A 23,602-nucleotide genomic window follows, 5' to 3' on the forward strand; every position below is an offset into this window, starting at 1 on the left:
AAAAGATTTTTACAATTTCATATTGCTGCTGTGGCCCGGGGACAGCTTGGCTGTCGGATCGATGTACACCTTCGCGTTGTTGATGGCGGTTGGCGCTTCGCCGAAACCGACGGCAATGAGCTTCAGCTTACCGGGGTACGTCGTAATGTCGCCGGCAGCGAAAATGCCTGGGATGCTGGTTTCCATCCGCGAGTCGACGATGATGGAGCCGTTGTCGATGTTGAGTCCCCATTCGGCAATCGGGCCGAGGGAGGAGACGAAGCCGAAGTTGACGATCACGGCATCGACATCGATGACGCGCTCTTCGCCCGACTTGCAGTCGGCCAGTACGACTTGCTCGATTTGGTCGCGGCCTTCGAGCTTCTTGATTTCCGTCGGAGTGATAACTTCCACCTTGGACTTCATCAAATTCTCGACGCTGTGCTCATGCGCGCGGAATTTGTCACGGCGGTGAATCAGCGTTACTTTCTCCGCGATCGGTTCCAGCATCAGAGCCCAGTCTACCGCAGAATCGCCTCCGCCGCTGATCAGTACCTTTTGGCCAGCGAAGCGGTGAAGGTCGCTGACGAAGTAGTGCAGGTTTTTCTTCTCAAATTGCGCGGCTTCCGGAAGTTCGAGCTTTCTCGGTTCGAACGCACCGACGCCGCCGGTAATGATGACCGCTTTAGATTGATGCACGCCTTTGTCCGTCGTAACTTCGAACAGGCGCTCGTCTTTTTTCTCCACTTTCAATACCTTTTCTTCCAGGCAGATGGAAAGCGGGAAATGCTTCATTTGTGCTTCCAAATTATTAACAAGCTCTTGCGCTGTTACCTTCGGAAAGCCGGCTACGTCATAGATGTATTTCTCCGGATAAAGCGCTGCGAGCTGACCGCCCAGTTGTGGCATGCTTTCAATCAATTTAACGGAAGCTTGGCGCATTCCTCCGTAAAACGCCGCAAACATCCCTGCTGGGCCGCCGCCCACGATAATAATGTCGACGATTTCGCTGCTCATGGTGGGTCAAACACCTCCGAAACATAGTAAGGTCCATTCTAATTATAATCGTACGGCTACGGCATTGAAAATATAAATTAGACTTTTCAATGAGTAATATAATTAATTAGCCTGATAAAGTTTTTATATGGCAAAAGGCAGCAGCCGAAGGAATCGAGAAACCCATCGTTAGTCTGGCGATTTTCCTAGGTTTTTAACCAAAATAAAACTTGCTATTTGCCTCGTATCATTATATTATTGCATTTGAATTGGTTAAAACTGTTGGTATAAATACACATCATTTGCTTATATTTTCAAACGCCGAAGGGAACCATGTAGGAAGAAAAACCATTTTTCGGCGTCGCTTGTGTAATTTTTCACAAACAGTTTTCAAACTCATATACTATATAGAAAAATATGTGATGGAAGGGATAGAACCATGAGTCGAATTCCAAGAATAGTCATTTTAGGCGCAGGCTACGGCGGGATCGTAACGGCTATTCGGTTGCAAAAAGAGCTGAATTATAATGAAGCTGACGTCACGCTTGTAAACAAACACGACTATCATTACATTACGACCCATCTGCATATGCCTGCTGCAGGGACGGATAATCCCGAAAATGCACGCGTGAACATTCTGAAGCTGATCGACGAGTTCAAGATCGATTTCGTGAAATCGACCGTCGTTCAAATTCGGCCGCAAGAGAAAAAAGTCATTCTGGAAGAGGGCACGCTCTCTTACGATTACTTGGTCATCGGCCTGGGCGGCGAACCGGAAACGTTCGGCATTCCGGGGCTGAAAGAATATGCGATGAATATTCGCTCCATCAATAGCGTCCGCTTCATTCGTGAGCACGTGGAGTACCAATTCGCGAAGTTCAAGCGCGAGCCTTCCCGTACGGACTATCTGACCTTCGTTGTCGGCGGCGCCGGGTTCACCGGGATCGAGTTTGTCGGTGAACTGGCCGACCGGATTCCGGAACTGTGCAAAGAATTCGACGTGGACCCATCCCTCGTAAAAATATATAACATCGAAGCGGCTCCGACGGCACTTCCGGGCTTTGACCCCGAGCTTGTCGAGTACGCGATGAACGTACTGAAAAACAAAGGCGTCACGTTCAAAATCGCGACCGCGATCAAAGAGTGCACTCCGGACGGCGTCGTGCTTGCGACCGGTGAAGAGATCAAATCCGCTACCGTCATCTGGACAGGCGGCATTCGCGGCAACCATATGCTGGAGGAAGCCGGCTTCGAGACGATGCGCGGCCGCATTAAGGTCGACGATACGCTGCACGCTCCAGGGCACGACAACGTATACGTGCTCGGCGACTGCTCGATCGTGATGAGCCCGGAAGGACGTCCATATCCGCCAACGGCGCAAATCTCGATGCAGCAAGCCGATGTGTGCGCGCACAATCTCGTAGCGCAAATCCGCGGCTCCGAACTAAAGAAGTTCGAGTATAAGCCGAAAGGCACCGTAGCTTCTCTTGGTCGCGGCGAAGCGATCGGGATCGTCGGCTCCAAGAAGATCAAGGGCGGTACCGCGGCCGTGATGAAAAAGCTCATCGACCTCCGCTACTTGTACATCATCGGCGGTATTCCGCTCGTGTTGAAGAAAGGCCGCTTCTAGACCGATGCGCAATTGCAGCATTCAGGTTCGGGGGTTGCTTACTCGGGAGGAGCTTGACCGGTACAACGCTCTTCTCGATGTAGGTCATTATCTCGAATCGCAGAACCGTTACGACCTGTCGTATATCGTGCAGAAAGAAATCGACATTCTCATTCTTCCGGCCATCGAGCGTCTGAAGGAAAAATCGCGGCAGCGCGACCGGGACACGGAAGAGTACTTGCGGCGCAAAGAGCTGGGGCTCTTGGATGAAGACGACGAATAAACGAGCAAACCCTTGCAGCTTTCGTTTCGGCGAATGCCAGCAAGGGTTTTTTCGGCGGGTTGGCCCGTTACAGCTTCAGCATCGAAGCCATTTTCTCTTGATTCAGCAAGTTGCCGACATAGAAATCGCCGAACTCCCCGAAGCGGGCGCTCGTTTCGTCAAAGCGCATTTCATGGACGATTCTCTTGAATTGCAGCGCATCGTCCGCGAACAGCGTAACGCCCCATTCCCAATCGTCCAAACCGATGGAGCCGCCGATGATTTGCTTCACTTTGCCGGCGTAATTGCGGCCGATCATACCGTGTCCGCGCATAAAGTTGCGGCGCTCTTCGGCAGGCAGCATATACCAGTTGTCATTGCCCTCGCGCTTCTTGTTCATCGGGTAGAAGCAAATATGTCCCGCTTTCGGCAGGATCGGTTTCAGACGCGCCACGACATCCGGGTCCTGCATCGGATCGGTTCCCGGCTTGGCCATATAAGCGCCGAGCTCGACTACGGAGACGTAAGAGTACGTCGGAATCGTCACTTGCGCGAACATGGTTTTGTTAAATTCGGTTTCCAGCTCGTTCAATTCTTCCAATGTCTCACGCAAATGCATGAAGACGAAATCGGCTTTTTGTCCGACAATGGAATAAAAGGCGGTGCTGCCTTGTTTTTGGTCCTCGGTGCTCTGATATTTGCCGAGCAGGGTGTACAGCTCGTCCTCGGCGCGCGCTCTTTCTTGAGTGGTCAAGCTTTTCCAGGCGTTCCAATCGATTGCACGGAAATCATGCAAGCTATACCAGCCATCCAATGGATGTACGACTTCACTCATTAACGGACACTCCCTTATTCCTTCAAAATGGGCACTGCTGCCAGCTGCTTGTTTTATTGTAGCGAAATCGGCCGCAAAGGGCAAATGCCGCTGCGTGACGAAACGGCAAACTTTTTGTGAACGGATTGCCGGAAAAATACTATTATAATTCGAAGCCCGTATGCCGATGTACCTGTTAAAGGAGGCGTCCGTCATGACAAACCGGTTAGCGCTAGGCATTTTGATGGGGACGCTTATCAGCATCCCGTTTTGGATCGCGGCGATCGGCTGGTACCGTTTTGTTTGTTCTCTTTTGTAGCTCGCGCCTGTGATTTTTTTCATATATCGTTCACAACGGCTCACTTTACCGCGCCTTTGTTTTTTTATACAATATAGGCATATGGAAAGGAGCTGTCCGCTTTGCTGCAATTGATCATCGTAACCGTGCTGCTGTTCGTGCTGTTTTTCGGGCTCGGTTTCATTTTAAACATGCTTATGAAAACGACTTGGTTCCCCATTTACGGATATATAGCGCTCATGATCGGCTTGGTCATTTATTGGGGCTGGGGCACCGGCTCGCTCGCTTCGAACCTGGCCGAATATTCCATCGCCGATTACGTCCCTGCCATCGGCGGCCTGATCGGCGCCATCCTCAGCGGCTCTACGATCAAATCCTTGCGTCAAAAAGGCTTTAAAATGTTTTAGTATTTCGGGTTTTTGGTTTTATGGTTTTTTGTTTTGGATTTTGCTTATTATTACTCTTTTCAAAGCAGGCTCTGCCGTTTGGCAGGGCCTATGTTTTTTTATGGGGGAACGGGGTGTGGAGCGGAGAGTCGTGTGACTTGCCGGAGAGTTTACGTGCCGCCTTTAAAATCGGATTCTTACCGCAAGGTAAATTTAATAGAATCCGATTTTAAGAGCGGCCGGAGGCAGTCAGCACGACTCGCAGCGTAGCTCCCCCAATGCTCTCTACCCCGAAAACATCTCTCTGCCAACCCAACCAAAAAGCCTGCTTTTTCCTCCTATCCTCTTTGTCGATTTGTGTGATAAAATGGAGGGTAAACACTTGAATCACGGATGGAGTTTTGACTGAATGCGGATAACGAATTTGCTGCATTTTTCCGAATATCACCGTTTCTATGTCGTGCGGGATTTCGCTTTAAGCAGCTTGGATTATAAGATGATGGCCGCAGTGTATCAGCCGATGATCGGCGCTTACGCCGTCAGCGTATACATGACGTTGTTCCAGCAGCTGCCTGCGGACAAAGTCGGGCATTCGGCGATGGAGCAGCAGCGCAAGCTGTTTCTGGCGCTGGAGCTGGAAGCGAGCGAGAATGGGCGGAAGCTGTTCATTGAGCAGACTTCAAGGCTGGAAGCAGTCGGACTGCTCAAGACGTCGCGTCGGTTTGCGGCCGCTTCGGACGATTACGTGTACGAGTACACGCTGTTTGCGCCGCTGCCACCGACGGAATTTTTCCGGAATCAGCATTTGACGCTGCTGCTGCGGGATAAGGTCGGTAAATATGCGGTGTTTGCGCTGCGGGACGAGCTGGTGCTGCCGCAAGCGCAGGAAATGGCGGACGCCAACACCGAAAATTTGTCCGTTCCGTTCTATGAGCTGTTCCGTCTGAATACGCAGGTGATCGATCACGAGCTGGAGAAGGCGTTCTTCGAATCGGCGGCGGCCAAGCCTGCCGAAGCGAAGCCGGAGGTCATGTACAAGGGCTACCAATATGCGGAGATCATTATGCACTTCCCGCGGGAGTCGGTAAACCGGGACTTCGTGGAGCGGCTCAAATACGAGCCGGAGCAGTTGGCGACGATCAATTTTGTGGCAAAAAAGTACAACCTGTTCCTGACCGACGTGTGCCGGCTTTTGGACGAAGACGGCGTGTTCGACGAAGACGGACGGATTGTACTCGAGCTGCTGCAGCACAAGGCGAACCAAGTGTTCCGGCAGGACAAAAAGCGGACCGAAGAGCGGACGCGATATATGGCGAGGATTGCGGACAAAACCGGCGAGGCGGAACGCGCAAGCGAGAGCCCGGCACCGGCGGGAGACAAAATCGTCGAGATGGAATATTACCTCGAAGTGCCCGACCTGTTTCAAGGGGAGTGCAACCAGCACCAATACAACTACATTTTGCGCAATGAGCCGTATACGTTTTTGCTGGAGAAGATTTTCAGCCAAGGCTCGATCCCGGACGGGCTGCTCGATACGCTGGCCAAGGTCGATTTAAACTACGGCCTGCGCGAGGAAGTCATGAACGTGCTGATTCATTACATGTATGTTAATAAGCGTTCCTGGTCGAGAGCGTCCATCGAGTTCAGCGTCACGGACATGCTGGCCAAGCAGGTCAATACGTTCGAAGAAGCGGTGCAGTACATTCGTGAGCAAATGAAGTTTCAGGAACAGCAGCGGACGCGCCGCAGCGGAGGCGCAAGCGGTACGAGCGCTCCGGCCCGGGGAGGCCGGGGGCGGCAGAAGCCGGTCATTCCGATCGTCAAGGATACACCGGCAGCCAAAACGCTGTCTTCGGCCGAGCGGGAAGCGCTCCGTAAAATGGCGCAGCAGCTCGACGGCAAGCTATAGAAGTCCTGTGAGAGGACTGTAGAGGACGCGATCGTACTAGAGAAGCAGCGTCAGCGATGCACGGCTGGCAATCAATGGGGAGGTGCAGCGGATGGAGTCGCTTGGGGAACTTTTGCGGGGCGGCCAGGGCCGTCAATTGCTGCAGCAGGCGGAAAATAAGGTGCGGGAAGTCGCATCCGATCCGCTGATCGTCAAGCTGAGAGCCAAACACCCGGAGCTCGACAGCCAGACGATCAAGCTGAATTTGAACAAGCTGCACCAATATATTACGGAATATAACAATTGCAACAATTGCCCGGGGCTGGATCGATGCCCGAACGATATGGAAGGTCATTACACATTGCTCAACGTCGAGCCAGGTGAAGATTGGACCCGAGTGTACGACCAGAAGGTCGCATGCAAGAAATTTATCGCCAAAGCGACGCAGGATTCGGTCCGCAGCCGCATTCGCAGCTTCTATGTGGACGAGCGGGCGCTGTCCCAAGGGTACTCGTCGCTCGAAATTTTCGATAAAGATCCGGACAGGGAAGAAGCGGTCGGCCGGATTATGCAATATATCGTAACCATTCGTCAGCAGGGGCTTCAGCCAACAGGCCTCTACTTAGCCGGTAACTTCGGAACGGGCAAGACGTTTTTGATGTGCTATTTGCTTTATGAGCTGGCAAAAGAAGGCTACAGCGGGGCGATCGTGTACATGCCGGATTTTGCCGAGGATCTGAAAACGATGTTCCAAGATCCGCTTAAGCTCAAGGAAACGATCGATGTGCTGAAGGAGACCGACCTGCTCGTCTTCGACGATATCGGGGCGGAAAATTTGAATCCGTGGCTTCGCGACCACGTGATGGGAGCGATCCTGAATTACCGGATGAACCGCAAGCCGACGTTTTTCACGTCCAATCACGATCTGGACGCGTTGGAGAAGCATTTCAGCTTCACGAGCAAGGACGGGGACGAGGAGTTCAAAGGACGGCGCATCATGGACCGGATTCGGCCGTTCGTCGACGTGGTCCTGGTAAACGGGTATAACAAACGGGGAGCGCGATCCTGATCCAGAAGGGCCGCGTTCCTTCAGCCAAACATGGAAAATGCACAAAAAAGCCTCTGCCGACCCCCGGAAACGGAGATCAAGCAGAGGCTTTTCGCAACGGTAGGCCCATCATTACTTCATCATAAGCGAAGCCGCTGTCGCGATGATGCCGACCACGAGCAGGATGGCGAAGAAGACGCCAAAGCCCGTCGCAACGTCGATAAAGTCATTCCGTTGTTCTTCGTACACGTGCAGTTCGGGATTTCTTGTCGAGTCGTTCATACAAGGTTCCTCCTTAGGGTTGTGCCGGGCAAAGCCGCCTGACGGCACAGCTTAGGCAGCTTAGCGATACTCATATACGGCTAGTATACCCAAAATCGCCTTCCATTGTAAAGGATGTAAAGTGACAATTGTGCAAACTTTGGCTCGGTTGAAAAAGGCTCTCGATGTGGTATACTTTACATGTTGACATTATTTCCGCAAAAGGAGAAATTGAATCATGGCTATCGTTAATGTGTCTGACCAATCTTTCTCAACTGAAGTAGAAGGATCCGGTACGGTTCTTGTAGATTTTTGGGCACCTTGGTGTGGACCTTGCAAAATGATCGCTCCCGTGTTGGAGGAGCTGGATACAGAAATCGGCGAAAGCGTGAAAATCGCGAAAGTGAACGTGGACGACAATCCGGAGTCCGCTTCCCGTTTCGGCGTAATGAGCATTCCGACGCTGATCGTGTTCAAAGACGGCCAGCCGGTCGATAAAATCGTCGGCTTCCAGTCCAAAGATGCGCTGAAAAACGTATTGAGCCGCCATCAATAATTTGGCAGCCTGCGGATCGCGTGAGAAAAAGCTCTTTTTCTGCTATGCTGGAAAAAGAGCTTTTTGCCGTTGGGAAAGGGGAGGTATTCGTTGACCGAATATACAGGGGAACCGGATCGCCAGGACCGGAAAAAAATACTGGAAGCGATTAAAAACAAGCTGTCGCTCGTCCCGGAGCAGCCAGGCTGCTACCTGATGAAAAACCGGGAAGGCACGATCATCTACGTCGGCAAAGCCAAGGTGCTGCGCAACCGGCTGCGGTCCTATTTTACCGGGAGCCATACGATCAAGACGCAGCTGCTCGTAAACGATATCGTCGATTTCGAGTACATCGTTACGGCCAATAACATGGAAGCACTCATTCTGGAGTGCAATCTGATCAAAAAATATTATCCGCGATACAACGTTCTGCTGAAGGACGACAAGTCGTTTCCATACATCAAAATTACGAACGAAAAGCACCCCCGGCTGGAAGTGACGCGCCGGGTGCTGAAGGACAAGGCCAAATATTTTGGCCCTTATCCGAACCCGTACGCCGCAGGGGCAACGAAGAAGCTGCTGGACCGACTGTATCCGCTCCGCAAATGCAAGACGCTCCCGGACCGCGTATGTCTGTACTATCATCTCGGCCAGTGCATCGCGCCCTGTGAGTACGAGGTCGAGCAGGAGACGTACGACAAGATGGTGCATGAAATCAGCCGCTTTCTCAGCGGGGGGCATAACGAGATCAAGCAGGAGCTGACCCGCAAAATGCACGAAGCGGCCGAGGAGCTCAACTTCGAACGGGCGAAGGAGCTGCGAGACCAGATTCAGCATATCGATACGGTGATGGAAAAGCAGAAGATCACGACGACGGATACCGTGGATCGCGACGTCTTCGGCTTCGCCGTGGACAAGGGCTGGATGTGCGTGCAGATTCTCTATATGCGCCAAGGCAAGCTGATCGAGCGCCATGCGTCATCCTTTCCGTACTACGGCGAAGCGTATGACGATTTCCTGACGTTCGTGACGCAATATTACAGCGAGAACCCGGCGCTGCCGAAGGAAGTGTTCCTTCCGGCATGGACGGACGGGCAGCAGCCCGCGGTGGGCTCGGAAGCGGCTGCAGCAGTCGAGGCGCCAACGATGGAAGACAGCGCTGCGCAACTGGGTATGGTGGCCGAAGCCGGAACAGCGTATTCCGCAGACGCCGATCCGGAGTCGGCCGATGATCCGACGGAAGCGGACGATCCCGCCGGATCGGGGTCCAAGGCCGATGTGAAGGAAGCGCTGGAAAGCTGGCTCAAAGTCAAGGTGCACATTCCGCGGCGCGGACTCAAGAAAAATATGGTCGATATGGCATGTGACAACGCCCGCGTATCGCTGGAAGAAAAATTCCGTCTGATCGAGCGTGATGCGGACCGGACGGTCAAAGCGGTCGAGAATTTGGGACAATGGCTTGGCATCGGAATGGTGCAACGGATCGAGGCGTTCGACAACTCGAACATTCAAGGGTCGGATCCAGTATCCGCGATGGTCGTATTTACGAACGGCAAACCGGACCGCAAGGAGTACCGAAAGTACAAAATTCGTACCGTCCAAGGACCGGACGATTACGAAACGATGCGCGAAGTGGTGCGCCGCCGGTACGAGCGGGTGCTCAAGGAAGAATTGCAAATGCCCGACCTGATCGTCATCGACGGCGGGCGGGGCCATATGTCCGCGGCGATCGACGTATTGGAGAACGAGCTCGGGCTGTACATTCCCGTCTGCGGGCTGGTCAAAGACGCGAAGCACAAAACCGCCCAGCTGTTGATCGGCGATCCGGCCGAAGTGGTTCCGGTGCCGCGCGACAGCCAGGAGTTTTACTTGCTCCAGCGCATTCAAGACGAAGTGCACCGCTTCGCGATCACGTTCCACCGGGAAACCCGCGCCAAGTCGATGACCGTCTCGCAGCTCGACGCGATCCCCGGCATCGGCGAGAAGCGGCGCAAGGCGCTGCTCAAGCATTTTGGCTCGCTTAAAAAAATAAAAGAGGCCGAAGTCGCTGACTTCAAGCCTCTGGGGATCGGGGAGAAACTGGCGGGCCAAATTTTAGCGGCGTTAAACGGCCGGGATCCGGATTCGCCTCCGGAAACGGGGGAGCTCCAGGAAGAGATGCAGCAGGCGGGCGCCGATGAAATCGGCCGTGAAGCCACGCAATGATCCATCCGACCGCTGCGGGTACAAGGAGATATAGCGCTCCGAGGGCAATCTGCAGCGGCTCTCCCGTATACATAAGCGATAGTCCCATCAGGATGCTGTCCATAGCGGCATGGGCGAACATGGCGGTCAGGAAGCCGTACCGCAGAAACGCCCATCCGAAGATCAAGCCGAGCACCGTTACCTCGATTAGCCGCGTGTACACCGGATAGATCGGATACTGCGTATGGCTCATGGCCCAGATCACGCTGGGCAACAGCACGGCCAGCACCCGGCTGCGGGTCATTCTGAGCACGAGCGCAATGCCGAGCAGCCGGTAGACGGCTTCCTCCGAAATCGCGGCAGCCCAAGCCATTAATGGGAATAAGCCCGGTACGCGCATATTGTAGATGGAATCCGCCGGTTCGCTGACCGCCCATACGTCGAACGCTTCGGAGGCGATGAAGAGCAGCACTTGCTGAACGCCAAGGATGAACAAGCAGATCAAGTAGCCGCGTACCATGGCCGTTCGCGTCTCGCTTCCGAACTGCGGATCGTGCCATACCGGCCACGCATTCCGGCCGCGGTTCAGCCAAAGCTGCCGCCCGGCCAGGAAGGAAAGGTAAGTCGAGCCGGCCATTAACGTAATGAAAATATTCATAATGACCAAATAGATAGCGGCCTCCGGTTCCGAGGGGCCGCTTCCGTGCATCGTACGGAAGGCCGGCAGCATATTGAAGTTGTTCGTCAGGTAGATGGCTAAAAACAGCATCGTCAGCACCGTACCGCGCCCGAAGCGGACTTCCTTCCGATAGCGGATGATAACGATCAGCGCGGCAAACGTCATCATCAGGGACACCGCCATGCTGATTCTTGTCATCAGGGCCGACCGCTCGTCTTGGGCTTGCTGCCAGGAAATAAAGCTGTCCGGAACCGGAAAAGCCGGTTTAAAGGACGCGATTTGTCCGCCGGACACGTCGAGCCGCAGCTCCAGCTTCGCCCCGCCAATTTGCTCCGTTTTGCTCACATAAACGAGAGCCCCGTTGCGCTCCTTGCCTTTTTCACTAGATAGTACAAATTGCTCTGGCGTGTAGCCCATATCCCGAATCGCGTGCTCCGCCAATCGGGCGAGGTCGGTTTCGGCCGAGCTTACCGTTTCGCTTTTCGCAACCGGAGATTTGCTGCGCGCCCAACCGAAGATTTGCAGCGTTTTGTAATTTACGGCAACATAATAAGTGGTTTCGTTCGGCTTGTCGTTGATCTCCACCTCGTAAAACTCAAGCGGATACTGGTCGCCGTAGCGCTTCGCGAATTCGTCGTACAGGTGTTCTTTTTGCAGATAGCCGCTAATGGCCGTGTACGCTTGATACAGCACGCTCGTCTGCGACTCCGGGGACAGCTTGAACTTGCCGCGAACAAAGTCGGTTGCCGCCGCGGCCGCTTGCTGTTTGGATACTTCCGGGACGTTTGTTGGGGCTTGGTTCGCCCGCTCCGTATCCCGAAAAAAAGGAGAGACGATAATGATGCCAAAGTACAACAGCAGACCGACAATGGCAAGCAGCGGAAGGGGAGTTGCGGAATTAAATCGTTTCGGCATAAGAGCTCCTTATCGGATCCGGAATAATAACAGTGTATTCTTTTAAATTAGCATACATGCTCCGGGAAAATCCATCGATATTGCGAGCATGTCAGGGGAAAAACGCGAAAAGCGAAGCGACATAGGTGTAAGAGCGCTTACATCTGTCCAAAGGTTCAAATTCTGGTGTCATTTCAGTCTAAAACAGCTTTGTACTTCCGCCGAAACGGGATTATAATTCATTCATATCAATTGAATAACAAGCCGAATTTCTTTACGAAAACGGGGGAACCATGATTTTAGGGGTGAATTCCGCAAGTCCTTGGAGGGCTTGTAGATAGGGTGCCTGTAAACCCGAATCCGTCAGCTAACCTCGTAGGCTTTTTTTGCAGGAACCTTTACAACGACACTAGGGTTTCCAGTGTCTTTTTTGTTGCCTGAAACCTGTTAACAGAGGTGTATGATGAAATCCATCGCCAAAAAAATCGAGCTGACGCCGCCGCAAATTTTAGTAATCGGCTTTGCGGCGATCATTCTGCTCGGAGCTACTCTTCTCTCCCTGCCGATCTCCTCAGCAAGCGGACAACCTACGCTCTTTATAGACGCGTTGTTTACGGCTACGTCCGCCACTTGCGTAACCGGATTGGTCGTTGTGGACACGGGCAGCCATTATTCCATGTTCGGACAAATTGTCATTATTTCCTTGATTCAGGTCGGAGGCCTCGGCTTTATGACCATGGCGACGTTGTTTGCTTTCGTGCTAAGAAAGCGCATATCGCTCAAGGAACGGCTTATCTTGCAGGAAGCGATGAACCAAGGGAGTATGGAAGGGATCGTCCGCCTGATCCGGCGCGTCATCGTCTACTCACTTACGATCGAATTCGTTGCGGCCGTTATTTTCTCCATTCGCTGGTCATTCGATTTAGGGATCGCCAAAGGCATTTATTTCGGCATATTCCATGCGATCTCATTCTTTAACAACGCCGGCTTCGACTTATTCGGCTCCGTCGTCGCTCCGTTCACGAGTCTGACGACGTACGCGGACGATTGGATCGTGAACATCGTATCGATGGGCCTGATCATATTGGGCGGCATAGGCTTCGTCGTCATATCCGACGTCGTCGATTACAGGAAGCATAAACGGTTGTCCTTGCACTCCAAGGTTGTGCTGTCCGCCACCGGTCTACTGATTGTGGTCGGGGCGATCGTTTTCTTTATTTTCGAGTTTACGAATCAGAAGACGCTGGGCTCGCTGAACTGGTCCGGCAAAATTCTCGCTTCGTTTTTTCAATCGGTTTCGCCGCGGACGGCCGGGGCGAACACGGTCGATATTGGTGCCATGCGCCAGGCGTCGCAGTTTTTCACCATCATTCTGATGTTTATCGGAGCATCTCCGGGATCGACCGGCGGCGGGATTAAGACGACGACGTTTACCACGCTGATCGGAGCGATGATCGCCATGATCCGCGGGAAAGAAGATATCGTATTGTTCCATTACCGGCTCGGCAAGGACCGCATTCTTAAAGCGATTACGCTGACGATGATCGCCTTGTTTCTGGTCATTTTTGTTACGATGCTGCTGACCACGACGGAGAACCAGTCGTTTCTGAAGCTGTTGTTCGAAGTAACCTCCGCCTTCGGTACGGTCGGACTTACGATGGGCGTTACACCAGACCTTTCTTTCTTTGGAAAAATTATGATTTCTCTCACCATGTTTGCCGGCCGTCTCGGACCGCTTACGCTCGCCTATGCGCTAGGGCCGAAAGCGGAAAAAGAGTTGTACCGATACCCGGAAGGAAAAATTACGATCGGATAGGGGAAGCTAACGAATGAAACGTAGTCAGTATGCAGTCATCGGCCTCGGCCGTTTCGGTTCCAGTCTTGCAAAGGAACTGATCAAGCTCGGTTATGAGGTGCTGGGCATCGACAAGGATGAAGAAGCGGTGGAGGAGATGAGCGACGAGCTGACGCACGTCGTGGTGGCGGACGCTACCGACGAGGATGTGATCCGCTCGCTCGGCATCCGGAATTTCGATTGCGTCGTCGTTTCCATCGGCGATAACATTCAAGCGAGTATTTTAACGGCGATTCTGTTAAAAGATAGCGGTGTCGGCATGGTGGTAGCCAAGGCGCTGTCCGAGCTGCACGGCAAAGTGCTGCAAAAGATCGGCGTGGACCGCGTCATTTATCCAGAGCGGGATATGGGCATCCGAGTGGCGCATCAATTGGTATCGCCCAACCTGCTCGATTACATCGAGCTGTCGAAGGATTATACGATTGCCGAGCTTGCGGTGCCGCGCAGCTTGAACGGCCGTTCGTTGAAGGAGCTCGATCCGCGAGCGCGGTACGGCTGCAGCGTCGTTGCTATTAATAAGAAGAACGGCGTCATTATCGCTCCGACAGCTGAAGACATGGTGGAAGAACGAGATGTGATGGTCGTCATTGGAACGAATGAGCAGATCGAGACGTTCGAGAATGAGGTTATCCGGTAGCAGACCGCGGTCGACCGAAGCAAGGCCGAGTTTTCAGGAGGCGAAGAGCACTAATGGAAAATAGCGTTATGATTGAACACGTACTCTTTCTTATTATATTTATCCTCCTCGTCGGCATGATTTCCGGAAAAGTAGCGAGCTGGCTGAAACTGCCGGACGTCGCTCTTTTTTTGATCGCGGGCGTTATCGTGGGGCAAGGGATGCATTTGGTCAATGAGCCCAGCAGCTCGTTTATGAACCAGTTTATTTTGACGGCCGGATCGGCGCTTATTCTGTTCGATGGCGGTCGGAATATCAAGTTGTCGGGGCTTCGCAAAGTATGGATCACTGTATCGCTGCTCAGTGTGCCCGGGGTTTTGATTACTTGTGCCGTCGTAGCTTTTGCCGCACACTGGCTGCTCGGCATCCCGATGATGTACGCGGTACTGCTCGGTGCAATCATCTCATCGACGGACCCGGCGACGCTTATCCCCGTTTTCAAGCAGGTGCGCATTCGTACGAAGGTGCGGGAAACGGTCGAAAGCGAATCCGCCTTTAACGACGCCACCGGCTCGATCCTGACCTTTTCGGTGCTCGGGGCGATCACTGGCGGACAAGCATTGTCGGTGGGCGCCGGCGTGATTGGTTTTGTGCAGACTGCCGTGGGCGGTATTGTCGTCGGTTTGCTTGTCGGCCTTGTTCTGGTCTTTGTCACGGCTCACCTCAAGCTCGGCTGGCTGCGGGATTATGCGACCATCGCCTTGATCGTTACGGCGCTCGGCGCCTATTGGCTCGGCGACGTGCTGCACGTCAGCGGGTTTATGGCGACCTTCGTTGCCGGACTCATCTGGGGCAATCACGAGCTGTTCAAGCTGGAGTTGGACGACAAGCTGCATGAAATGGGCCATTTTACCGAAAATATGACCGTACTTATGCGGATGCTCATTTTTATTATGCTGGGCAGCCAAGTGAATTTCCGGGTCATTTTCGATCATTTGTGGCCGAGTATTGCCGTGATCGTCGTGTTTATGCTGATTGCCCGCCCGTTGACCGTACTGGCATGCGCGCTTCCCGACCGCAAGGCCGGATGGAAGCGCAACGAGATTGTATTCATGTTCTGGGTGCGCGAAACGGGAGTAATCCCGGCGGCATTGTCGGGCATGGTTGTCGGGATGGGCGTGAAGTATGGGGACGTTATCGCGTCGGTCACGTTTCTGGCCGTGTTGCTGACCATCCTGCTGCAGGCCGGAACGACGGCGTATGTCGCCCGCAGGCTCGGATTAGAAGAGAAGGGGGACTGACGCTTCGTCCCCGGCTCTTATAATGTATATTCGTCCGCCGTATGGTAATGCCGGACCGCTTGATCGATGAAGCGGCGGATGGACGGTTCAAGAACGGCTTCCTCCGTGAACAGGAGGGAGGTCGTTCTTTTCGTTTGCTCCAGCTCGGGGATGAAACGCACGCTCAGCTCGTTGTCTTCGATCAGATTGCGGCGCAAATACGATTCGGGCAAAAGCGTTGCCGTTTTGCAGGTGGATACGAGCCGGGTAATCGCTTCGAACGAGTCGATCTCCATTTTAACGTCAGGGTGTACCCCGCAGCGGTGAAACATCTCATCCATCAAGACACGGTACCATGTGCCCCGCGAAAACAAGATCATCGGCAGCTCATGCAGATCTTGAATGAACAGCTCCTCCTTGTCGGCGAACGAATGCCCTTCGGGCAGCACAAGACAGAGCGGGTCGTCGAATAAGGGCACACAGACGATGGACGGATCTTCGATCATGGAGGCGACGAGACCGATGTCCACGCGTTTTTCTTTGATGAGCGGGACGATCTCGTGCGTTTTGCCGGTAACGGCCTTGATATCCGTATTCGGGTATTCACGGGTATAGATCGTAATCAGGTCGGGCAGTGTCGACTGAAGCGTCGTCAGGCTTGCTCCGATGACGATGCTGGCGGGCTTGACGTTTGTTTTGAACGCCTGCAGCTTCTCGTGCAGCCGGCGCTCCAGCCGCTTTTGCTCCAGAGCGAACTCGTAGCACACCTCACCGGCGCGGGTCAGTTCCAGCCGCTTGCCTTTGCGGACGAAGAGCTGAATGCCGAGCTCCTCCTCCAGCCGCATAATTTTACGCGACAGCGCAGGCTGGGAGACGTTGAGCAACTGCGACGCTTTATTCAAACTTTGCTGCTCGACGACAGTAGCAAATACATCAATAAGCTCCATAGAAAGTATCCGTCCTTCATATGTTAATAAGTTATAAGCATATATAAAAAATCAGCACTTCCATTATAAGCGATTCAGGAGTAGTATGGAATGTGTCACTTCTTGTTCACATTTTTTGCCGCAAACGGTATAAAAGCTTGTCGAAACATCGAAAATAGGCATAGCGTTTCTTGTTGACGCTCCCGATATGCGGGAGTACAATGGTAAATGGTTTTGACGAAGCGGTGACAAGCTTTAATTTGAGGGGGGAACTAGTTTCAATGTTTAAAAATTCTTACTTTTCACGGAAGCTGCATTCATTGCTTGGTGTCATTCCGGTCGGCTTCTTCCTGATCGAGCACCTGCTGACGAACTACAAGGCGTTCAGCGGCGGACATGCGGCTTTTTTGGATCAAGTGTTCTGGCTTCATGAACTGCCGCTCGTGCTGCTGCTGGAAATTGTCGGCATTTGGATTCCGCTCGCCTATCACGCCATCTACGGGTTGTATGTGGCTTATACGGCGCGCAACAACGTGTCCAACTACGGCTATTTCCGCAACCAAATGTTTTTCTTGCAGCGCGTAACCGGTGTCATTACGTTCTTGTTCGTGGCCTTCCACTTCTTCCAAACGCGTCTGCAAATCTCGTTCGGCAACGTGGAGCAAGCGGCGATTGGCGTTCACATGCATGGGATCGCTACCAACACTATTTACTTCATTATGTACTGTATTGGCATCGTTGCGGCCGTGTTCCACTTCAGCAACGGCATGTGGTCTTTCCTCGTCAGCTGGGGAATTACCGTGGGGCCGCGCGCGCAGCGAGTTTCGACTTACGTGTGGATGGCCGTATTCGTGGTGATGTCCGTCATGTTTATTTTGTCCTTGACGGCATTTATGAATCCGGATTTCAGTCAGCTGCCGAAAATGGCGAAAGGTTAAGGGGGAGGGACGATCATGGCGAATTCAAAAATCATCGTAGTCGGTGGAGGCTTGGCTGGTTTGATGGCCACCATCAAAGCGGCAGAGGCTGGAGTTCACGTCGACCTGTTCTCCTTGGTGCCGGTTAAACGTTCCCACTCCGTGTGCGCGCAAGGCGGCATCAACGGAGCGGTGAATACGAAAGGGGAAGGTGACTCCCCGTGGGAACACTTTGACGATACGGTTTACGGCGGAGACTTCCTGGCCAACCAGCCGCCGGTAAAAGCGATGTGCGAAGCGGCACCAGGCATCATCCACTTGATGGACCGGATGGGCGTTATGTTCAACCGTACGCCGGAAGGACTTCTCGATTTCCGCCGTTTCGGGGGAACGAAGCATCACCGTACGGCGTTTGCCGGAGCGACGACAGGCCAACAGTTGCTGTATGCGCTTGACGAGCAAGTACGCCGTTGGGAAACCGCCGGTCTGGTGAAAAAATACGAGCATTGGGAGTTCATGGGCGCTGTGCTCGACGACGACGGCGTATGCCGCGGGATTGCCGGACAAGACCTGCGCAGCATGGAAGTCAACACCTTCAAGGCTGATGCGGTTATTTTGGCGACAGGTGGTCCTGGGATCATCTTCGGTAAAACGACGAACTCGGTTATCAATACGGGGACGGCGGCCAGTGCGGTATATCAACAAGGCGTTTATTATGCGAACGGCGAGTTCATTCAGATTCACCCGACGGCGATTCCGGGCGACGACAAGCTTCGTCTCATGTCCGAATCCGCGCGCGGTGAAGGCGGACGCGTATGGACATACAAAGACGGCAAGCCGTGGTACTTCCTTGAAGAAAAATATCCGGCATACGGAAACCTGGTACCGCGGGATATCGCGACACGGGAAATTTTCTCTGTCTGCGTCGATATGAAGCTCGGCGTGAACGGCGAGAATATGGTGTATCTCGACCTGTCGCACAAAGATCCGAAGGAGCTTGACGTTAAGCTGGGCGGGATCATCGAGATCTATGAGAAATTCATGGGCGACGATCCGCGCAAAATTCCGATGAAGATTTTCCCTGCCGTGCATTACTCGATGGGCGGCATGTGGGTTGACTATAACCAAATGACGAATATTCCGGGGCTGTTCGCCTGTGGCGAGTGCGAGTACCAGTACCATGGTGCCAACCGTCTGGGTGCGAACTCGCTGCTTTCCGCGATCTACGGCGGTATGATCACCGGTCCAAAGGCCATTGAATATATCAAAGGCTTGGATAAGCATGCCGAAGACGTTTCGTCGACGGTTTATGATCGCGCGAAAAAGGAACACACGGACAAATACGAAGGCATCTTGAAAATGAACGGTACCGAGAATGCTTACGTGCTCCACAAAGAGCTGGGCGAGTGGATGACGAACAACATGACCGTCGTGCGCTACAACAAGCAGCTCCAACAAACGCTCGACAAAATCAACGAGCTGAAGCAACGCTACAAAAACATCAACATCAACGACTCGGCCCGTTTCAACAACCCGGGTGTGGCATTCACCCGCCAGCTGTGGAACATGCTTGAGCTGTCCCATGCGATGACGCTCGGCGCTCTGCTTCGCGACGAAAGCCGCGGCGCGCATTACAAGCCGGAGTTCCCGGATCGTAACGACGAGCAGTTCCTGAAAACGACGAAGGCGAAATGGACGCCGGACGGTCCGCAAATCGATTGGGAAGACGTTGACGTATCGCTGATCGAACCGAGAAAGCGTGACTACACGACCGACAAGAAGAAGGGAGGTCATTAATCATGGCCGAAGCAACTGCAGCAGCGAATAAAAAGGTCAAGTTCATCGTAACGCGTCAGGATTCTGCGGAAAGCAAACCGTACACGGAAGAGTTCGAGGTTCCTTACCGTCCGAATATGAACGTGATCAGCGCGTTGATGGAGATTCAGCGGAACCCGGTGAACGCGAGCGGCAATAAAACGACACCGGTCTGCTGGGAATCGAACTGTCTGGAAGAAGTGTGCGGCGCCTGCTCGATGGTCATTAACGGCAAGCCGCGGCAAGCTTGCTCCGCGCTCGTCGACAAGCTGGAGCAGCCGATTCGCATCGCGCCGATGACGACATTCCCGGTCGTTCGCGACCTGGTGATCAACCGTGAGCGCATGTTTGCCGCTCTGAAGAAGGTTAAAGCATGGATTCCGATCGACGGTACGTACGACCTCGGTCCGGGACCGCGGATGGCCGAGTCCAAGCGTCAATGGGCCTATGAGCTGTCCAAATGCATGACCTGCGGCGTGTGTCTTGAGTCCTGCCCGAACGTGAACGATAAAACGACGTTTATCGGTCCGGCAGCCGTTTCGCAAGTGCGTTTGTTTAACGCGCATCCGACAGGCGAGATGAACGCTCACGAGCGTCTGGAAGCTTTGATGGAGGACGGCGGTATTGAAGGCTGCGGTAACTCGCAGAACTGCGTGCGTTCCTGTCCGAAAGGCATCCCGCTCACTACGTCGATCGCGGCGATGAATCTCGATACGACGAAGCACTTGTTCAAGAAATGGCTTAGCGTGTAATCATACTCGTAATAAAATTCTCCCTTGCTGCGATCGCAGGGGGGAATTTTTTTGTTTGGGAATAGGCAGTTTAGATCATCTTTTTCCAATTTATGTCCTTGTCGAAATTTGTAAATGGAAGTATATTAATACAAGGTATAATCAGGGAAATTCTTTAAGATAGCCATTGTAGGAGCGCGGTTGCATTGGTCGATTTTATATTGTTCATGGTCTTTTCGATAATGGAAACAATGGCGATGTATTATTTGATGTTCCGTTTGTTCAAGTTCGATATGTACCCGGCTTCGATTGTATTTGCGAGCGCGATAGCGTCATTTATTTCGTATACGAATCGAAATGTATATGAGATCCAATCTATAGATGTTCTCGTGCAAATTTTTTTGATGTTTATGTTTGTTTGGCTGTTATTCAGAGTTCATCCATTTTACGCCGGGATTATGACATGCAGCACATATTTGGGGTATGTGATCATACAAGCTACTTGCTATTTTATCTTAGAGGCAATAGGTATATTTGAGATTAGAACCTTGACGAACAATATAGTAGGAACGAATCTTCTTCAAATCCTTACAGCTTTCTCTGCTTGGTTATTGGGATGGTGGATTAAAAAAGGAAGGAAAGGCTTTGATTTTGTTCCGCATTCACAATTCGTCATGGTTAAAATGAGCAAAATTAATATTATGTTTATAGGTATGAACGCATTGTCGGTTTTTGTCTTATCGTTTGTTTATAATTTTTTTGCAAATGATAATATGAAATTAGTCTATATATTTTTTGTGCTGATTCTAATTATGTACTGTATATTATATTTTTCGTATAAGAAGGACCGCAGTGATGATTAATAGGCCTGCTCGTGCAGTATCAGTTTGGATAAAGAATGCGAATCCGGAGAAGACGACAACTGTTGAAATTATGGAATATGCATTAAGTATTTTATTTAATACGTTGTCGATTGTGTTGATTACTTTATTCGTCGGTTACATATTTGGAAAGTTTTATGAAACGTCTCTTGTTTTGTTATCGTTCGCTTGGTTAAGATTTTTTTCGGGCGGAGTCCATTTTAAGTCTAGCATAGGTTGTATACTTGTTTCTGTTTTCATATGTACATCGTTACCCCATCTTCCAGAATTGACTGTTTCAATTGTGACGTTTGCTAATGTTACAAGTATTATTTTACTGCTTTTTTTTGCTCCAAATATCGATCAGGAAACTAAATTGAAGGCCGTTTATCGTCCTATATATAAATGTTTAGCTGTAGGCATTGTAAGTATCAATTTTATATACATGTCTTCGTTACTAGCTATTACATTTTTTGTTCAGTGTTTGACCATCATTCCATTAAAAAGGAAGGGGTAATTTTTTGAAAAAGCATATTGCGCAACTAGTTTCAGCTATTTTAGCCGTATGTGCTTCGGTTTTTATCGTTACTTTAAAACCAATGGTCTTCAGTCCCAAAGCCCCGAAAGAATTGATGGACAAAAATAAGGTTTAGTTTGGAGTTGGATTTACAATGCGAGTGCTTCGGGAGGACGGTTCGGGTTACGAACTTGACGACGATGAGATCGTTTTTTTCACCACTCATAATAATGTCATCAGCGTACATACCCGCACTGAACGATATATCGTTCCGACGACCCTCGACCAGCTGAGCAAAGCGTATCAAGACTTGTCGTTCGATAAGGTGGATCGATCTTATAGCGTAAGAATGGACCGGATCGAAGGTTACCATGCCGTTCGTAAGGCAGTTTATTTTGAGGAGGAGACGACGGACAATACGAAATTCGCTCCCGTTTCCGAGCCCAATATGAAAAAAGTGTTAAAGCATTTGGAAAAGAAAAAAGACCAACCTTGAAAGGCTAGTCTTTTTTCGGCAGCGCTCCGGGGATCGATTGACATCGGTTATGGTTGATGCGCTGATGAACGATGTCCTGCAGCAGATGCATGAACATCCAGCTGATGGAAGCGAACTTGCTTCGCTCTGTCGGGAAGTCATCAAAGTAGGCCTTCAAATGGTGTCCGACCCCTTTGACCTTCGACATGTTCACGACATTGGAGCCATCGAGCTGCCAGAAGTCTTCAATATGATTTTCCAGATCGTCCAAATCCGCGATAGCCCGGTATTCTCCGTGTAAAGTATGGAAAATAAGCCTTCCGGATTTATCCTTTTCGGTATAAAGAACATCGCTGTGGAGATCGATAACGGCGAGTCTGCTTTCTCCCGTTGGCAAAGTTTGAATAACCGACATGGGCGATTTCATGGAGGTTCTCCTTTTGTGTACTTTTTAACAAAAAATTAGATACTAAATAATGGTTAACCATGGAATTGTTTACTAAAAAGGATAACATAGATTTAGTAATTTTTTTACATTGGTTTAAAATTTAAATCCTCTATTGACAAAATAAGCCAAGCCTATCTATAAAATTCCGTTGACGAATCGGTAGGTTAGAAGGTAAAATAGACATTAATTTAAACGTTTAAATCATGTTAAAGAATTGGAGTGCCGGTTATGAGCAAAAAACGCCAAATTACGATCGTAGATCTGGCAGAGGCTGCCGGCGTATCGATTGCTACGGTGTCGAATGTGCTGAACCGACGGAATGTGCCGATGTCGGTGGAGACGATCCGGAAGGTGGAAGCGGCGGCAGAGCTTCTCGGTTACCGCCGCAATGTGATGGCTGCCAGCCTCAGCAGCAAAAAGTCCTACGAGCTAGGAATGCTCGTACCGAGCTTCGGCGGGTATTATGGGCGTTTTGCCGAAGAAATGCAGCGTATCGCTCACCAGTATGGGTACCATCTGTCGGTATTTTCAGCGGCGGGCTTCGATCCGGAGATCGAGAAGCGTCACTTGGACGTACTGCTGCAGCGCAGGGTAGACGGGTTGTTTTGCCACGGGTTGGCGATGTCTCAGGAAGCCACCAGACAGATCGTATCGGATGGCACCCCGTTGGTTCTATTTAACGCTTGGGGGTGGCCGAGCGACATCGCGGCCGGCGCGGTCAATCTCGATTTTCTGGAAGGCTGCGATACGATCGTGCGGCATTTGTACGAGCAAGGCAGCCGGAAGATGGTTTACTTGGCGAAAGCAAAATCGCTCGGAACGGACCGACAGCGCCGGATCGGCTTCCGCAATGGGCTGGACCGGCTTCCGGAATCGATCCCGTCCACAATCGTGGAGATGGATGATGGGCTTACGATGGATGAAGCGGTGGAGCAGGTGCTTGCTTTTTCGGACGGGGTACGGCCGGTCGGGGTAATGGGATTTGACGATAATGTGGCGTTGGCGTTCATGTTTGCCGTGTTGCGTCATGGCTACAAAGTTCCGCAGGACGTGCAGATTGTCGGGGTCAATAACGATCCGTTCACATCGGTCTGCTATCCGTCGATGACGACGATGAACATTCCTTACGACAAGCAGGCCCGACTGGCCATCCGCTTGATGCTGGAACAACTCGGGGAAAGCGATACGATGGTGCGGATCGATGAGAATTCCGATCGAGTCGAGATTACCGATGCGCACGAGGTTCGCGTTCCGATGCAGCTTGTCCCGCGCATGTCTAGCCAGTCGGTCTGACGATGGGCTTCATCGGCCTCCGGGCCTTACATAGAC

General features: G+C 51.8%; 21 protein-coding genes, 1 pseudogene and 1 riboswitch. Of the genes and pseudogenes, 16 read left to right on the forward strand and 6 right to left on the reverse strand.

What is annotated here, in order from left to right:
- Positions 1-9: 9 nt before the first annotated feature.
- Positions 10-996 (reverse strand): NAD(P)/FAD-dependent oxidoreductase, encoded by a 987-nt coding sequence (locus QMG93_RS09310; protein ID WP_281935687.1) that lies wholly within the window; start codon positions 994-996, stop codon positions 10-12.
- Between the two features lie 418 nt (positions 997-1,414).
- Here QMG93_RS09310 and QMG93_RS09315 point away from each other — a divergent pair, with 418 nt between their 5' ends.
- Positions 1,415-2,605 (forward strand): NAD(P)/FAD-dependent oxidoreductase, encoded by a 1,191-nt coding sequence (locus QMG93_RS09315; RefSeq protein WP_216789067.1) that lies wholly within the window; start codon positions 1,415-1,417, stop codon positions 2,603-2,605.
- Positions 2,606-2,609: 4 nt separating this feature from the next.
- Positions 2,610-2,867 carry a hypothetical protein gene (locus tag QMG93_RS09320; RefSeq protein ID WP_090666405.1) on the forward strand — a complete coding sequence of 86 codons (258 nt, stop codon included), beginning with the start codon at positions 2,610-2,612 and terminating at the stop codon, positions 2,865-2,867.
- A 67-nt stretch (positions 2,868-2,934) separates the two neighbouring features.
- Here QMG93_RS09320 and hemQ read toward each other — a convergent pair whose 3' ends face one another.
- Positions 2,935-3,681 (reverse strand): hydrogen peroxide-dependent heme synthase, encoded by a 747-nt coding sequence (gene hemQ / locus QMG93_RS09325; protein WP_281935692.1) that lies wholly within the window; start codon positions 3,679-3,681, stop codon positions 2,935-2,937.
- A gap of 399 nt (positions 3,682-4,080) precedes the next feature.
- On the opposite strand from hemQ, the gene QMG93_RS09330 reads away from it, so the two are divergent.
- From QMG93_RS09330 to dnaI, 3 genes are all read left to right on the forward strand, one after another.
- Entirely contained in the window at positions 4,081-4,365 is a 285-nt protein-coding gene (locus tag QMG93_RS09330) for a YuiB family protein (protein ID WP_253410077.1), read from the forward strand.
- 388 nt (positions 4,366-4,753) lie between these two features.
- Entirely contained in the window at positions 4,754-6,253 is a 1,500-nt protein-coding gene (locus tag QMG93_RS09335; protein ID WP_281935695.1) for a helicase DnaB, read from the forward strand.
- A 91-nt stretch (positions 6,254-6,344) separates the two neighbouring features.
- On the forward strand, positions 6,345-7,301 hold the full coding sequence (gene dnaI, locus QMG93_RS09340) for a primosomal protein DnaI (protein WP_281935696.1): 957 nt from the start codon (positions 6,345-6,347) through the stop codon (positions 7,299-7,301).
- Positions 7,302-7,412: 111 nt separating this feature from the next.
- Here dnaI and QMG93_RS09345 read toward each other — a convergent pair whose 3' ends face one another.
- Entirely contained in the window at positions 7,413-7,562 is a 150-nt protein-coding gene (locus QMG93_RS09345; protein WP_010493655.1) for a hypothetical protein, read from the reverse strand.
- 217 nt (positions 7,563-7,779) lie between these two features.
- On the opposite strand from QMG93_RS09345, the gene trxA reads away from it, so the two are divergent.
- Complete coding sequence (gene trxA / locus QMG93_RS09350) at positions 7,780-8,097, forward strand: thioredoxin (RefSeq protein WP_010493653.1); 318 nt, start codon at positions 7,780-7,782, stop codon at positions 8,095-8,097.
- A 90-nt stretch (positions 8,098-8,187) separates the two neighbouring features.
- Positions 8,188-10,281 carry an excinuclease ABC subunit UvrC gene (gene uvrC, locus QMG93_RS09355; RefSeq protein ID WP_281935701.1) on the forward strand — a complete coding sequence of 698 codons (2,094 nt, stop codon included), beginning with the start codon at positions 8,188-8,190 and terminating at the stop codon, positions 10,279-10,281.
- Between the two features lie 106 nt (positions 10,282-10,387).
- Here uvrC and QMG93_RS35205 read toward each other — a convergent pair.
- Positions 10,388-11,854: pseudogene (locus QMG93_RS35205) on the reverse strand (CPBP family intramembrane glutamic endopeptidase); the annotation flags it as partial.
- 231 nt (positions 11,855-12,085) lie between these two features.
- A riboswitch (cyclic di-AMP (ydaO/yuaA leader) is annotated at positions 12,086-12,230 on the forward strand.
- A gap of 66 nt (positions 12,231-12,296) precedes the next feature.
- Here QMG93_RS35205 and QMG93_RS09365 point away from each other — a divergent pair.
- Genes QMG93_RS09365 through QMG93_RS09375 form a run of 3 tightly spaced genes read left to right on the forward strand, consistent with a single transcriptional unit; the run spans position 12,297 to position 15,605 of the window.
- Positions 12,297-13,649, forward strand: coding sequence for a TrkH family potassium uptake protein (locus QMG93_RS09365; protein ID WP_281935928.1), 1,353 nt, complete (start codon positions 12,297-12,299; stop codon positions 13,647-13,649).
- A 13-nt stretch (positions 13,650-13,662) separates the two neighbouring features.
- Entirely contained in the window at positions 13,663-14,325 is a 663-nt protein-coding gene (locus QMG93_RS09370; protein ID WP_281935703.1) for a potassium channel family protein, read from the forward strand.
- 53 nt (positions 14,326-14,378) lie between these two features.
- Positions 14,379-15,605: a cation:proton antiporter gene (locus QMG93_RS09375; protein ID WP_281935705.1), complete on the forward strand. Its 1,227-nt coding sequence runs from the start codon at positions 14,379-14,381 to the stop codon at positions 15,603-15,605.
- Positions 15,606-15,622: 17 nt separating this feature from the next.
- On the opposite strand, the gene QMG93_RS09380 is transcribed toward QMG93_RS09375, so the two are convergent.
- Positions 15,623-16,531 carry a LysR family transcriptional regulator gene (locus tag QMG93_RS09380; protein WP_281935706.1) on the reverse strand — a complete coding sequence of 303 codons (909 nt, stop codon included), beginning with the start codon at positions 16,529-16,531 and terminating at the stop codon, positions 15,623-15,625.
- Between the two features lie 260 nt (positions 16,532-16,791).
- Here QMG93_RS09380 and QMG93_RS09385 point away from each other — a divergent pair, with 260 nt between their 5' ends.
- The 5 genes from QMG93_RS09385 to QMG93_RS09400 all read left to right on the forward strand — a co-directional run bounded on the left by QMG93_RS09385 (position 16,792) and on the right by QMG93_RS09400 (position 21,846).
- Positions 16,792-17,448, forward strand: a complete 657-nt coding sequence (locus tag QMG93_RS09385; protein ID WP_216789039.1) for a succinate dehydrogenase cytochrome b558 subunit — start codon at positions 16,792-16,794, stop codon at positions 17,446-17,448.
- Positions 17,449-17,463: 15 nt separating this feature from the next.
- Positions 17,464-19,224, forward strand: coding sequence for a succinate dehydrogenase flavoprotein subunit (sdhA, locus tag QMG93_RS09390; RefSeq protein WP_281935709.1), 1,761 nt, complete (start codon positions 17,464-17,466; stop codon positions 19,222-19,224).
- A gap of 2 nt (positions 19,225-19,226) precedes the next feature.
- Positions 19,227-19,994, forward strand: a complete 768-nt coding sequence (sdhB, locus tag QMG93_RS09395) for a succinate dehydrogenase iron-sulfur subunit (protein ID WP_036679356.1) — start codon at positions 19,227-19,229, stop codon at positions 19,992-19,994.
- Between the two features lie 834 nt (positions 19,995-20,828).
- A complete protein-coding gene (locus tag QMG93_RS35365; protein WP_369077324.1) occupies positions 20,829-21,350 on the forward strand; it encodes an accessory gene regulator ArgB-like protein in 522 nt (173 codons plus the stop codon).
- Positions 21,351-21,504: 154 nt separating this feature from the next.
- Positions 21,505-21,846: a LytTR family DNA-binding domain-containing protein gene (locus QMG93_RS09400; protein ID WP_281935712.1), complete on the forward strand. Its 342-nt coding sequence runs from the start codon at positions 21,505-21,507 to the stop codon at positions 21,844-21,846.
- Positions 21,847-21,850: 4 nt separating this feature from the next.
- Here QMG93_RS09400 and QMG93_RS09405 read toward each other — a convergent pair whose 3' ends face one another.
- The gene (locus QMG93_RS09405) at positions 21,851-22,252 is read right to left on the reverse strand and encodes a LytTR family transcriptional regulator DNA-binding domain-containing protein (protein WP_281935713.1); all 402 of its coding nucleotides are present in this window, start codon (positions 22,250-22,252) and stop codon (positions 21,851-21,853) included.
- A gap of 249 nt (positions 22,253-22,501) precedes the next feature.
- Here QMG93_RS09405 and QMG93_RS09410 point away from each other — a divergent pair, with 249 nt between their 5' ends.
- Positions 22,502-23,566 carry a LacI family DNA-binding transcriptional regulator gene (locus QMG93_RS09410; protein ID WP_281935714.1) on the forward strand — a complete coding sequence of 355 codons (1,065 nt, stop codon included), beginning with the start codon at positions 22,502-22,504 and terminating at the stop codon, positions 23,564-23,566.
- Positions 23,567-23,602 lie beyond the last annotated feature (36 nt).

It is taken from the genome of Paenibacillus tyrphae, from assembly GCF_027925525.1.
Lineage (GTDB): Bacteria > Bacillota > Bacilli > Paenibacillales > NBRC-103111 > Paenibacillus_G > Paenibacillus_G tyrfis_B.